Here is a 12981-nt window from a genome sequence, read left to right on the forward strand (position 1 = left end):
GCCATGAGCGTCGATCCCAACTATGCCTTGCAGGTCTTCATCGCCCGCCTGGAAAACCACCTGGAGGTCATCTCCACCAGCCGCGGCGCCACCGACGCGACGGTGGACGCCGCCTTCGGTGCGCTGGCCGATGCCTTCGAGGCGTACGACGATGCTTTGTACGACAAGTATGGCGAGTTGTTGCCGTTTACGATACCCAATGACGAGTCGTGACTACGACCACGGGCGGATTTTTGGGGACCCCGGTGTTTTCGGCAGGGGTTTGGCCTGGGACTTGAAGTAGTGTCGAGGGGTGAATTGGTTTGAAGCAGCGTTCCTGGGTCTGATCCAGGGACTTACCGAGTTCCTGCCCATCTCCTCATCGGCCCACCTGCGCATCGTGGGAGAATTCCTGCCCAACGCGCAGGACCCGGGGGCGGCGTTTACCGCCATCACCCAGCTGGGCACCGAGACCGCGGTCATCGTGTTCTTCTGGCGTGACATCGTGCGCATCATCGGCGCCTGGTGCAAGGCGCTGGTTGGCAAGATCCCGCATTCGGACCCCGACGCGAAGATGGGCTGGCTGATCATCCTCGGCTCGATCCCGATCGGCGTGCTGGGTCTGCTGCTGGAAGACTACATTGACACGAACTTCCGTTCGCTGTGGATCGTGGCCACCATGCTGGTGGTCTTTGGCCTGTTCCTGGCCGCCGCCGACCACTACAGCAAGCAGGTCCGCCCGCTGGAGCAGCTGACCTTCAAGCACGGCATCCTCTACGGGTTCGCCCAGGCGATGGCCCTGATCCCGGGCGTCTCGCGCTCCGGCGGCACCATCACCGCCGGCCTGCTGATGGGCTACACCCGCGAGGCCGCCGCCCGCTACTCCTTCCTGCTGGCCATCCCGGCCGTCTACCTCTCCGGGCTGTACAAGCTGTTCAAGTCCTTCTCCGAGCCGATGGTCTACTCCATGGCCGAGACCGGGCTGGCGACCCTGATCGCGTTCGTGGTCGGCTTCGTCATCGTGGGCTGGTTCCTGAAGTTCGTCTCCACCCACTCCTACATGGTCTTCGTCTGGTACCGCATCGCCCTGGGCCTGGCCCTGTTCATCCTGCTGGGCATGGGCCTGATCAGCGCCTAGCCGGAGCCCGCTTGTGCCCTCTTCCCGGCCCCGGTCATTTATTTGGCCGGGGCCGGGAATATCTGAACCACATGGTGACTTGGCACTTATAGAGAAACTTTGGTGATGCCCGGCCCGGCAGTTGGCGCGGGGCAGGGGCATCACCGTTGATCGCGCACTTTTGCGCCGTTTGAAAGGACACCCCTGCGTGCACGCTTGGACCAGCCCGGAAGTACCGCACCTGGTGGGCAGCGCCCCGATCCTGGAGCTCTTCGACACCGCCACCGGCAAACAGCGTCCCACCGCCCCGGCCGAGAAGGCCAACGCCCCGGCCAGCATGTACGTCTGCGGGATCACCCCCTATGACGCCACCCACATGGGGCACGCCGCCACCTACGTGACCTTCGATCTGCTGCACCGCACCTGGCTGGATAACGGGCGCAAGGTCACCTACACGCAGAACGTCACCGACGTGGATGACCCGCTGCTCGAGCGCGCCGCCCAGCGCGGGCTGGACTGGCGCCAGCTGGCGCAGGAGCAGACCGACCTGTTCCGCGCCGACATGGAGGCGCTGAACGTGATCGCGCCGGATCACTACCTGGGCGCGGTGGAAACCATCGACCTGCTGATCCCGTACATCGAGGACTTCCTGGACAAGGGCCTGGCCTACCGGGTTCCGGCCGGGGCGGACGGGGTGGAGGGGGATGTCTACTTTGACACCCTCGCCGCCCAGAACGGGGCCTGGCAGCTGGGCACCGTCAGCGGCTACGGGCGCGAACTGATGGAGCAGCTCTCGGCCGAACGCGGCGGGGATCCGCAGCGTGAGGGCAAGCGCGATCCGCTGGACCCGCTGCTGTGGCGTGCCGCCCGTGAGGGGGAGCCCTCCTGGGATGGGGGCACCCTGGGCGCCGGCCGCCCGGGCTGGCACATTGAGTGTTCGATCATTGCCCGCTCCACCCTGCCGGCCCCGTTCACCGTGCAGGGCGGGGGCAGCGACCTGATCTTCCCGCATCACGAATTCTCCGCCGCCCACGCCTCGGCCGCCGACGGCAAGCCGCTGGCCGAACTGTACGTGCACACCGGCATGGTGGGCCTGGACGGTCAGAAGATGAGCAAGTCCCTGGGCAACCTGGTGCTGGTCTCCAAGCTGCGTGAGTCCGGGGTGGAACCGGTGGCGATCCGCACGGTGCTGCTGGGCCAGCACTACCGCACCGACTGGTTCTGGACCGACGAACTGCTCCAGCAGGCCCAGGCCCGGGTGCAGCGTTGGCGCTCCCGGATCGAAGGGGCCGGGCTGGCCGAGGCGACCGCGCTGATGACCCGGATCCGCTCCCGGATGGCCGATGACCTGAACTCGCCGGCCGCACTGCAGGCCATCGACCAGTGGGCTGAGGCCGGCGCCGAGGGCTCCGGGGAGGGCTCGGAAGTGATCCGCCGCGGACTGGATGCCCTTTTGGGGCTCAAGCTCTAGGGCCGAGTCCTTGGGCTGCCGCTAGATCTCAAAGTCGGGGCCGCTGCCGCCGTAGCCGCGGTCCCGTCGCTTGAGGTAGCGCTCAAACTCACGGGCGATCGATTCCCCGCTGGCTTCCGGAAGCTCGCTGGCGTCGGTCGCCCGTTCCAGTTGCTGCACATAGGTGGCGACCTCCGGATCCGCGGAGGCCAGCTCATCGACCCCACGCTGCCAGGCCAGTGCGTCATCGCGCAGTTGGTCGGCGGGGAAGTGGGTGGCCAGCAGCTCCTCGAGCACCTCCACCAGGGCCAGCTGCACCTTCGGGCTGGGGGCCTGGGCCACGTAGTGCGGCTGCTGCGCCCACACCGACAGGCTCGGGGTGCCCAGCCGTTCAAAGATCATTCCCAGCACCGCCGGGATGCCGGTGGGCCCCTCATACTTCGACGCCCCGATCGACAGGTGCTCCTGCAGCAGCGGGTCATCGGAGTTCACCAGCACCGGCACCGGGCGGGTGTGCGGCACATCGGCCAGCAGCGAGCCGACGCTCAGGCAGGCGGCCACCCGGTGCGGGGAGGTGAGCTGATGCAGTTCCCGGCAGAACGCCTGCCAGCGGTAGGTCGGTTCCACCCCGAGCGCCACCAGCAGGTCCGCCGGGGCCTGGGGCAGTTCGACGCGGTACACATCGGTTTGCGGCCACTGGATGCTGCGCACCCCGTCCTCCCGGCTGACCTGCGGGCGGGTGAACTGGTAGTCGTAGTACTCGTCCTCGCCCACGGTGCCCAGGTATTCGGGTTCGGCCGTGTTCAGGATCAGGCGCACCGCGTCGCTGGCGGCGCTTCCGGCGTCGTTCCAGCCCTCGAACGCGCACACCAGCACGCTGTTGCGGCCCTGTTGGCCGCCGCGCGCGGCGAAGCCGGTCAACGTTGGACGTGGATTCTGCGTGCTCATCTGCGCTCCCTGCCTGTGCTCCGGCCCGCTTTGCCGGCCGGTCGGCGTCCTTCGCCACCCGCCTGCCGTTGCCCGCAGCGGGTACTGCCGAGTCTTTCACCCCAGCCCCGTGCAGGGCAACGCTGCAACGCCGGATCGGCGCGCGGCGGCCGAAGCCGCCGGACCGGGTGATCTTGCTCGCCCGTCACGCCGCGCACCTGGGCGTTCGCCGGTCGGGGCGGGCCGGGATCCGGCCCGGTTCACGTAGAATCAAGACATGCCTAGCCACAACGAGCACGCCCCGCTCCCGCGCCCCGACCACCGCATCCAGGCGGTGCTGTGGGACATGGACGGCACGGTGATCGACACCGAGCCGTACTGGATGGCCGCCGAACGGCGCCTGGTGCTGGCCCACGGCGGGACCTGGAGCCAGGCCCAGTCCGAGGCGCTGGTCGGCGCCGCCCTGCCCACCGCCGCCCGGGTGCTGCAGCAGGCCGGGGTCCAGCTGGGCGTGCGGCAGATCATTGACGAGCTCTCCGCCGAGGTCGTCAGCGGGCTGCGCCGCGAACTGATCTGGCGTCCCGGGGCGCTGGAGCTGCTCCAGCAGTTCTCCACCGCCGGGATCCCGCAGGCGCTGGTGACCATGAGTGAACGCAGCATCGTGCAGGACTTCCTCGCCCAGCTGCCCGAAGCGTACTTCGACGTCACCGTTACCGGGGACGAGGTGGAGCACGGCAAGCCGGACCCGGAACCGTACCTGCGCGGGCTGCAGCTGCTGGGCGAGAAATTCGAGACTTCCCTGGACCCGGCCCAGTGCGTGGGCCTGGAGGATTCACTGCCGGGCATCACCGCGGCCAGCGCCGCCGGGCTGTTCGCGGTGCTGGTCCCCAACGCCACCGACCCCGGTCAGGGGCCGTGGCGGCGCAGCGAATCGCTGCGGCAGCTGTCCATTGAACAACTGAACACCTGGTTGGAGCAGATCAACGCGTGAGCGAACTGAACGAGAAATCGCCCGGGCTCCGGCTGGGCAGGATCGCCGGGGTCCCGGTCTACCTTGCCTACTCCTGGTTCTTCATCACCGTGGTGATCACGGTGATCTTCGGAATGCAGCTGCAGCGCACCGCCTGGATCCCGGCCACCACCGCCTACCTGCTGGGGTTCATCTGCTCGCTGATGATCGCCCTGGCCGTGCTGATCCATGAGCTGGCCCACGCCATGGTGGCCCGCTACTTCAAATGGCCCAACTCCCACATCGTGCTGACCCTGTGGGGCGGGCACACCCAGTTCGGCTCCTTCCAGGCCACCCCGGGCGCCTCCCTGCTGGTGGCGCTGGCCGGGCCGGTGAGCAACTTCGTGATCGCCGGGATCGGCTGGGTCGCGGCCTCCATCTTCGAACCGGCGTTCATGATCGGGGCGATCCTGAACTTCGTGATCTACGCGAACCTGCTGCTGGGCATCTTCAACATCCTGCCCGGCCTGCCGCTGGACGGTGGGCGGCTGGTCGAATCGGCCGTGTGGAAGGCCACCGGCAGCCAGGACCGCGGCACCATCGTGGCGGCCTGGGTGGGCCGGGCGATCGCCGTGGGTATCGTGCTGTGGTTCGCCGTCATCCCGCTGGTCATGGGCCGGGCGCTGGAGACCACCACCCTGGTGATCGGGGTGATGGTGGCGCTGTTCATGTGGCAGGCCACCAGCGCGCTGATCGCCCACGCCAAGCTGCGCCTGCGCCTGCCCGGGGTGAAGGCCGGGAACCTGATGAGCCCGGCCAGCGGGATGCTCAGCACCGTGAACGTCGCCGACGTGCGCCGGCGCCTGGCCGCCCGCGGCGGACAGATCGTGCTGGTGGACCCGCACGGGATGCCGATCGCGGTCGTCGACGAGGGCGCGCTGAGCGCGGTGCCCGAACAGGCCGGGCCCACTACCCCGGCCACCGCGGTCAGCCGCGCGCTGGGGCAGGGGGCGGTGATCGCCCAGGACTCGGACGGGGACACCCTGATCCACTACCTGGCCACCGTGGAAACCGCCGAATACGCGGTGATCAGCGAGGAAGGGTACATCGTCGGGGTGCTGCACCAGGAACAGATCCTGCGCGCCCTGAACGTGCGCTGACCCGCCCACCCACAATTTTTGCCCGCACACCGGGCACACCGACCCTGTAGACAGCATCAGCCAGAAGGAAGCCAATTTCGTGAGCCAGAACCAAGCCAGCATGCCCCACGGGGCCGCCGCCCGCCGCGGACCGTTTCGGGTCGGGGACCGGGTGCAGCTGACCGATGAGAAGCGCCGCATCAACACCATCACCCTGGAGGCCGGCGGGCAGTTCCACTCGCACAAGGGCATCCTGGAACACGATGCGATCATCGGGCTGCCCGACGGGTCGGTCATCGAGAACGTGGAGGGCTACCGCTACCAGCTGCTGCGCCCGCTGGCGAAGGACTACGTGCTGTCCATGCCGCGCGGGGCGGCGGTGATCTACCCGAAGGACGCCGCGCAGATCGTGCAGTTCGGGGACATCTTCCCCGGAGCCCGCGTGGTGGAGGCCGGGGTGGGGTCCGGGGCCCTGTCGATCTCGCTGCTGCGCGCCATCGGGGACACCGGGTTCCTGCACTCCTTCGAACGCCGGGAGGAGTTCGCCGAGATTGCCCGCGGGAACGTGGACACCGTCTTTGGCGGCGAGCACCCGGCTTGGCAGATCTCCATCGGGGACTTCCAGGACAAGGTGGTCGAACTGGAGGAGCCGGGCAGCGTGGACCGGGTGGTGCTGGACATGCTCAGCCCCTGGGAATGCCTGGACGCGGTCGCCACCGTGCTGGCCCCCGGCGGGGTGTGGACCAACTACGTGGCCACCGTGACCCAGATGTCCCGGGTGGTCGAGGCGATCCGCGCCTCCGGGCAGTTCACCGAACCCGAATGCTTTGAAACCCTGGTGCGCGGCTGGCACGTGGACGGGCTGGCGGTGCGCCCGGACCACCGGATGGTGGCGCACACCGCGTTTCTGATCACCGCCCGCCGGCTGGCCGATGACTCCCAGGGCATCCCGAAGGCCAAGCGCGTGAAGGAGCACAACTTCGCCGCCGAGGACGTCTCGGCCTGGACCAGGGACCACGACGAATCCGAATGGACGCCCGAGGCCCTGGGGGAGCGCGGGGTCTCGGACAAGAAGCTGCGCCGGGCCGCACGTGATGCAACTCGCCCTGCACGGGTGCGTGAACAGGAGTAGATTCCAGTATGTGGGCAACATTCGCTCATCGGATTACGGTGCGGCGTACTTGCTCCGTAGGATGACCTAAGACGGGAAACCCATTAATGGGCCAGCTGACCGTTGCCGATGCCGTGGGAGGGATCAAGTGTCCGAGCACAATGACCAGGAACTGACCGAACGACTGTCCATGACCGAACGCCAGGTCAACGTGTTGCGGGACAAGAACCGCAACCTGGACCGGCAGCTGGCCACGCTCAGCGGCAACAACCAGCGCCTGGTGGCCATGCTCGAACGCACCCGCGAACAGATCGTGGATCTGAAGTCGGCCCTGGAAAAGGACGGGGACACCCCCTTCAGCCACGGCACCATCCTGGCCAAGCACCCGCGCCAGCACCCCGAGGCGGGCACCGGGATCGAATCCACCGCCGTGCAGTCCGCGGACATTTCCCAGGGCGGGCGGCGCCTGCGGGTGGGCATCAGCCCGCTGCTGGACTTCGAGAAGCTGCACGTGGGCCAGCAGGTGCTGCTGAACGAGGCGATGGTGATCGTCGCCGCCCTGGGCTACGAGCACACCGGTGAACTGGTGACCATCAAGGAAATCCTGGAGCACCACCAGGTCGTGGTGATGGCCCGCGCCGATGACCAGCGGGTGGTGCTCCTGGCCCAGCCGCTGCGCCAGGAGCACCTGCGGGTGGGGGACCAGCTCACCCTGGACCCGCGCACCGGGCTGGCCATGAACCGGGTGCAGCTGACCGACATGCAGTCCCTGGTGCTGGAGGAAGTCCCGGACATCTCCTACTCCGACATCGGCGGGCTGAGCAACCAGATCGAGGCGATCCAGGACGCGGTGGAGCTGCCCTTCAGCCATCCGGAGCTGTACCGCGAACACGGGCTGAGCGCCCCGAAGGGCATCCTGCTCTACGGTCCTCCCGGGTGCGGCAAGACCCTGATCGCCAAGGCGGTCGCCCACTCGCTGGCCGCCCGCGCGGCCGCGAAGTCCGGGCGCGCCGAGGCCCGCAGCTACTTCCTGAACATCAAGGGCCCGGAGCTGCTGGACAAGTACGTGGGCGAAACCGAACGCCACATCCGCCTGATCTTCGCCCGCGCCCGGGAAAAGGCGCTGCACGGAGACCCGGTGGTGGTGTTCTTCGACGAAATGGACTCGCTGTTCCGCACCCGCGGCACCGGGGTGTCCTCCGACGTGGAGACCACCATTGTCCCGCAGCTGCTGGCCGAGATCGACGGCGTGGAGCGGCTGGACAATGTGATCGTGATCGGCGCGTCAAACCGTGAGGACATGATCGACCCGGCGATCCTGCGCCCGGGCCGGCTGGATGTGAAGATCAAGATCCGCCGCCCCACCGCCGAGGGTGCCGCGGAGATCTTCGGCAAGTACCTGACCACCGACCTGCCGCTGCACGAATCCGAGGTCGCCGCCGACGGCGGGGACGCGCAGGCCACCGTGCAGCGGATGATCCACGGCACCGTGGCGGACATGTTCGCCACCGACGCCTCCAACCAGTACCTGGAGGTCACCTACGTCAACGGGGACACCGAGATCCTGTACTTCAAGGACTTCGCCTCCGGAGCGGTGATCCGCAATGTGGTGGACCGGGCCAAGAAGCGGGCCATCAAGGCGCTGCTGACCACCGGGGAACGCGGGCTGAAGATGGAGTACCTGCTGGCCGCGGTGCGTGAGGAGTTCGCCGAACACGAGGACATGCCCAACACCACCAACCCGGATGACTGGGCCCGGATCTCCGGGCGCAAGGGGGAGAAGATCAGCCACATCCGCTCCCTGGTCGACGCGCGGGGTGCCCAGTGAGCGCCCGGCGGCTGGTCGGGCTGGAGACCGAGTACGGGGTCATCCGCCCGGGCATGCCCAAGGCCAACGCCACCGTGCTCTCCGCCCAGATCGTGGACGGCTACGCCCAGCTGGTGCGCCACGGGGACGCGGCCCGGCGCGCCGCCCGCTGGGACTACAGCGACGAAACCCCGCTGCGTGATGCGCGCGGCTACACCATCAGCCGCGAGCAGGCCCACCCCAGCCAGCTGACCGACGTGGAACCCACCGTGGAGGAGACCAAGGTCTGGGACGCGGAGTCCATCGCGCTGGACGGCGGGGATGCGCGCATCGGGCGCACCCTGTACCAGGAGGCCGAGTCCACCGACGTGGTGATGAACATGGTCCTGGGCAACGGCGCCCGGCTCTACGTGGACCACGCCCACCCCGAATACTCCAGCCCGGAGGTCACCACCCCGCGCGACGCGGTGCTCTACGACCAGGCCGGGGACGAGGTGGTGCGCCTGGCCGCCGCCCACGCCGCCCAGCGCGGCGGCGGGGAACTGCTGCTGTACAAGAACAACACCGACAACAAGTCCGTCTCCTACGGGGCGCACGAGAACTACCTGGTGCCGCGCGAAATCGACTTCGCCCGCCTGGTCGAGGGCCTGACCCCGTTCTTCGCCAGCCGGCAGATCATCTGCGGCGCCGGTCGGGTGGGCCGCGGCCAGCTCGGTGGGGGCGCCGACTTCCAGATCTCCCAGCGCGCGGACTTCTTCGAGGCCGAGGTGGGGCTGGAAACCACCATCAACCGCCCGATCATCAACACCCGGGATGAACCGCACGCCAACTGGGAGAAGTACCGCCGGCTGCACGTGATCATCGGGGACGCGAACCTGGGCCAGGTCTCCACCCTGCTGCGGGTGGGCACCACCAACCTGGTGCTCTCGCTGATCGAGGCCGGACAGGCCCCGGACCTGGAGCTGGCCGACCCGGTGGGGGCGCTGCAGGCTATCAGCCACGACACCTCGCTGCGCACCGCCGTGCGGCTGCGCGGGGGTGCGCAGCTGAGCGCCATCGAGATCCAGCAGCGCTACCTGGACGCCGCCGAGGCGTACTGCACCGAACGCGGGATCACCGATGAGCACACCACCGAGATCCTCACCCGCTGGCGTGAAACCCTGCAGGTGCTGGCCACCGACCCGGCCAAGGCCGCGCGCACCGTGGACTGGGTGGCCAAGCAGCAGCTGATCACCGGGTTCGCCGCCCGGCACGGGGTGGGCCTGGATGACCCGAAGGTGGCGCTGATGGATCTGCAGTGGGCTGACCTGCGCAAGGACAAGGGCCTGTACTACCGGCTGGCCGCGCGCGGGATGATGGAGACCCTGTACAGCGAGGACCAGATCGCCGTGGCGGTTTCTGAACCGCCGGCGGACACCCGTGCGTTCTTGCGCGGCAAGGTGCTGCAGCACTATGCAGACCACGTAATCGCCGCCAACTGGGATGCTTTGTCCCTGTCCATGCCCGGGGCCCGGCGCGTCCGGCGCATCCCGCTGCCCGAGCCGCTGCGCGGCACCCGCGCCGAGGTGGGCCAGCTGTTCGAGGCGGAGCTGGAGATTTCGCAGTTCCTTAGTGAGCTGGCCAAGCAGCACCCGGTCGGCTGACAATGGCAGCAAGCGCCCACCGGCACGGTGCGGCCCCAATTCCATAAGCAGAACGGCTGTCCCGTCAGCGGCCCACCGACCCGCCGGCGCCACCAGCCACCACGAAGAAGGAGTAAGCATGAGCCAGGAAAGCATTTCCCCGCGCAGCAACCGTCAGGAACAGGAACAGCAGGTCGAGCAGGCCCTGACCCACACCCAGGGCACCGAAGCCGGGGTGGATGACCTGCTTGACGAGATCGACTCGGTGCTGGAGACCAACGCCGAGGAATTCGTGCGCGGCTTCGTCCAAAAGGGCGGCCAGTAGGCCCAGGCCGCCTTCACCCGCGGCGGGCAGTGGCCTGGCGCACCACCAACTTTGACTCAGGGCTGTGCCGGCAGCCGGAAGGGACCAGCACGTGGACCGCAGGATCTTTGGGATCGAAACCGAGTACGGGCTCAGCTACGTCCCGCTGGACGGGCGGCGGCTGACCCCGGAGGACGCGGCCCGGCACCTGTTCAAGCCGGTGGTGGACTGGGGACGGTCCTCCAACGTGTTCCTGGGCAACGGCTCCCGGCTCTACCTGGACGTGGGCTCCCACCCCGAGTACGCCACCGCCGAATGCGACCAGCTGCCCCAGCTGATCGCCCACGACCGGGCCGGGGAGGCGATCCTGCTGGACCTGGTCGAGCAGGCCGAGGAGGACCTGGCCGACGCCGGGCACCAGGGCAAGCTCTACCTGTTCAAGAACAACGTCGACTCGGCCGGCAACTCCTACGGCTGCCACGAGAACTACATGATCTCCCGGCGCACCGAATTCAAGCGGCTGGCCGACATGCTCATCCCGTTCCTGGTCACCCGGCAGATGCTCACCGGCGCCGGGCACCTGGTGGAGGTGGACGGGCAGACCCGCTTCGTCTTCTCCCAGCGCGCCGACCACGTCTGGGAGGGCGTCTCCTCGGCGACCACCCGCTCCCGGCCGATCATCAACACCCGCGACGAACCGCACGCGGACGCCGAACTCTACCGCCGGCTGCACGTGATCGTGGGGGACTCCTCGATGAGCGAGACCACCCAGCTGCTGAAGGTCGGGGCGACCGACCTGGTGCTGCGGATGATCGAATCCGGGGAGATCTACCACGACCTGCGCCTGGAGAACCCGATCCGCTCCATCCGTCAGGTCTCCCACGACTTCACCGGGCAGACCGTGGTGCGCTTGATGGGCGGGGACGAACCCACCGCCCTGCAGATCCAGTGGCAGCTGCTGGAAACCGTGCAGAACTTCCTGGACCGCCACGGCGCCCACCACGAGCTGGTCCCGCGCATCATGGAACTGTGGGAACACACCCTCACCGCCGTGCAGGAGCAGGACTTCTCACTGATCGACACCGACATCGACTGGGCGATCAAGCACAAGCTGCTCACCGGGTACGCGGCCAAGCACAACCTGGGCATGGATTCGCACCGGATCGCCCAACTGAACCTGACCTACCACGACATCGACCCGGCCCGCGGGCTCTTCCACCTACTGGCGAAGCGCGGGATGGCCAGCACCGTGGTCTCCAACGAGCAGATCCGCCACGCGGTCAACCACCCGCCGCAGACCACCCGCGCGGCGATCCGCGCCAAGTTCGTCAATGCCGCCCGGGCCACCGGCCGGCGCTACTCCACCGACTGGGTGCACATGAAATACGAGGAGGGACCCGGGGGAGTGGTGCTGTGCAAGGATCCGTTCGCCACCGAAGATCCGCGGGTCGATGAGCTGATCGAGCTGATGCGCCAGCCGGTCTAGGTGCCGCGCATCGCCGGTTTAGCCAGCGGGGAATTAGAATTTTCACAGATTCCCGCATTAATGTGGAAAAAGTCCTCCCGCCGCGCCACCGGCTAGCGGCGGGCTGCAAACGATGAACCTGCTACGAAAGTAGAATCTGTGCGCAAAGTCCTGGCAGTATGTGTCACCGCCTCCGTGCTCGCCCTCACCGCCTGCGGTGCCGGCTCCAGCACCTCGCTGGACTCGATCGAGGTGAAGCCCGGGGCGGACGCCAACAGCGAACCGTCGGTGAAGATCGACGCCCCGCTGCTGACCGAGAAGTCCGAGGCCCAGGTGCTGGTCGAAGGCGAGGGGAACGAAATCTCCGAGGGCCAGACCATCAAGCTGAAGTCCGGCATCTACAAGAACATCGACGGGATGAAGGTCGATGAGAACTTCACCGGCGAAGCGGTGCCGATGAAGGTCGATGACACCATGAAGCAGCAGATGCCCGAACTGTACGACACCCTGATCGGTTCCAAGGTCGGCTCCTGGATCGCCTACACCACCGTGGAGAGCAACCCGAAGTCCGACGGCAGCGTCTCCGAGCCGGAGGACGGCGCCCGCGCCGAACGCATCATCGTGATGAACGTCGAGTCGGCCAGCGACCCAAGCACCGTGCTGGAGCAGTCCAAGGTCAAGGAGCTGAAGGACGCCAAGCAGCTGCCGAGCGTGGACACCAGCGAGAAGGAACCGAAGATCAGCATCCCGAAGGACACCCAGGCCCCGCAGGGCCTGGCCGTGGACGTGCTGGAGGAGGGCAAGGGCGCGCAAGCCACCGAGAACTCCGACGTGGAGGTCAAGTACCACGGTGTCACCTGGGCCGACGGGAAGAAGTTCGACGGCAACTTCGACAGCGAAGACACCGCCAAGTTCAACCTCTCCCAGGTCATCTCCGGCTGGACCAAGGGCCTGAGCGGACAGAAGGAAGGCTCCAAGCTGCTGCTCAGCGTCCCCTCGGACATGGCCTACGGCGACAACGCCACCCAGGGTCCCTCCGGCCCGCTGGTGTTCTACGTAGAATTGACCAAGGTCTCCAACGCCGAATAACCTCGGCCCATCATCACCCACA

12 protein-coding genes are annotated in these 12981 nt (G+C 67.7%); 11 read left to right on the forward strand and 1 reads right to left on the reverse strand.

Features of this window, described 5'->3' with window-relative positions; all coding sequences use genetic code 11:
* Window positions 1-3: 3 nt before the first annotated feature.
* From FDN03_RS02990 to mshC, 3 genes are all read left to right on the forward strand, one after another.
* A complete protein-coding gene (locus FDN03_RS02990) occupies window positions 4-213 on the forward strand; it encodes a hypothetical protein (RefSeq protein ID WP_054821622.1) in 210 nt (69 codons plus the stop codon).
* 79 nt (window positions 214-292) lie between these two features.
* Window positions 293-1117: an undecaprenyl-diphosphate phosphatase gene (locus FDN03_RS02995; protein ID WP_138173957.1), complete on the forward strand. Its 825-nt coding sequence runs from the start codon at window positions 293-295 to the stop codon at window positions 1115-1117.
* 187 nt (window positions 1118-1304) lie between these two features.
* Window positions 1305-2567, forward strand: a complete 1263-nt coding sequence (gene mshC, locus FDN03_RS03000) for a cysteine--1-D-myo-inosityl 2-amino-2-deoxy-alpha-D-glucopyranoside ligase (protein WP_138173959.1) — start codon at window positions 1305-1307, stop codon at window positions 2565-2567.
* Between the two features lie 21 nt (window positions 2568-2588).
* On the opposite strand, the gene FDN03_RS03005 is transcribed toward mshC, so the two are convergent.
* Window positions 2589-3494, reverse strand: a complete 906-nt coding sequence (locus FDN03_RS03005; protein ID WP_138173961.1) for a PAC2 family protein — start codon at window positions 3492-3494, stop codon at window positions 2589-2591.
* A gap of 256 nt (window positions 3495-3750) precedes the next feature.
* Between FDN03_RS03005 and FDN03_RS03010 the strand changes: the two genes are divergently transcribed.
* From FDN03_RS03010 to FDN03_RS03045, 8 genes are all read left to right on the forward strand, one after another.
* Complete coding sequence (locus tag FDN03_RS03010; protein ID WP_138173962.1) at window positions 3751-4464, forward strand: HAD family phosphatase; 714 nt, start codon at window positions 3751-3753, stop codon at window positions 4462-4464.
* Window positions 4461-5582 (forward strand): site-2 protease family protein, encoded by a 1122-nt coding sequence (locus tag FDN03_RS03015; protein ID WP_249354248.1) that lies wholly within the window; start codon window positions 4461-4463, stop codon window positions 5580-5582. Before FDN03_RS03010 ends, FDN03_RS03015 begins: the two co-directional genes overlap by 4 nt.
* A gap of 100 nt (window positions 5583-5682) precedes the next feature.
* Window positions 5683-6693, forward strand: a complete 1011-nt coding sequence (locus FDN03_RS03020; RefSeq protein WP_138174265.1) for a tRNA (adenine-N1)-methyltransferase — start codon at window positions 5683-5685, stop codon at window positions 6691-6693.
* A gap of 169 nt (window positions 6694-6862) precedes the next feature.
* Entirely contained in the window at window positions 6863-8500 is a 1638-nt protein-coding gene (arc, locus tag FDN03_RS03025; protein WP_138174267.1) for a proteasome ATPase, read from the forward strand.
* A complete protein-coding gene (dop, locus tag FDN03_RS03030) occupies window positions 8497-10122 on the forward strand; it encodes a depupylase/deamidase Dop (protein WP_138173965.1) in 1626 nt (541 codons plus the stop codon). The genes arc and dop overlap by 4 nt, the downstream gene beginning before the upstream one ends.
* A gap of 118 nt (window positions 10123-10240) precedes the next feature.
* A complete protein-coding gene (locus tag FDN03_RS03035; RefSeq protein ID WP_138173967.1) occupies window positions 10241-10426 on the forward strand; it encodes a ubiquitin-like protein Pup in 186 nt (61 codons plus the stop codon).
* A gap of 91 nt (window positions 10427-10517) precedes the next feature.
* The gene (gene pafA / locus FDN03_RS03040) at window positions 10518-11891 is read left to right on the forward strand and encodes a Pup--protein ligase (RefSeq protein WP_138173969.1); all 1374 of its coding nucleotides are present in this window, start codon (window positions 10518-10520) and stop codon (window positions 11889-11891) included.
* A 138-nt stretch (window positions 11892-12029) separates the two neighbouring features.
* On the forward strand, window positions 12030-12959 hold the full coding sequence (locus tag FDN03_RS03045) for an FKBP-type peptidyl-prolyl cis-trans isomerase (RefSeq protein WP_138173971.1): 930 nt from the start codon (window positions 12030-12032) through the stop codon (window positions 12957-12959).
* Window positions 12960-12981 lie beyond the last annotated feature (22 nt).

The sequence above is a fragment of the Glutamicibacter sp. V16R2B1 genome (assembly GCF_005774635.1).
Classification (GTDB): Bacteria; Actinomycetota; Actinomycetes; order Actinomycetales; family Micrococcaceae; genus Glutamicibacter; species Glutamicibacter creatinolyticus.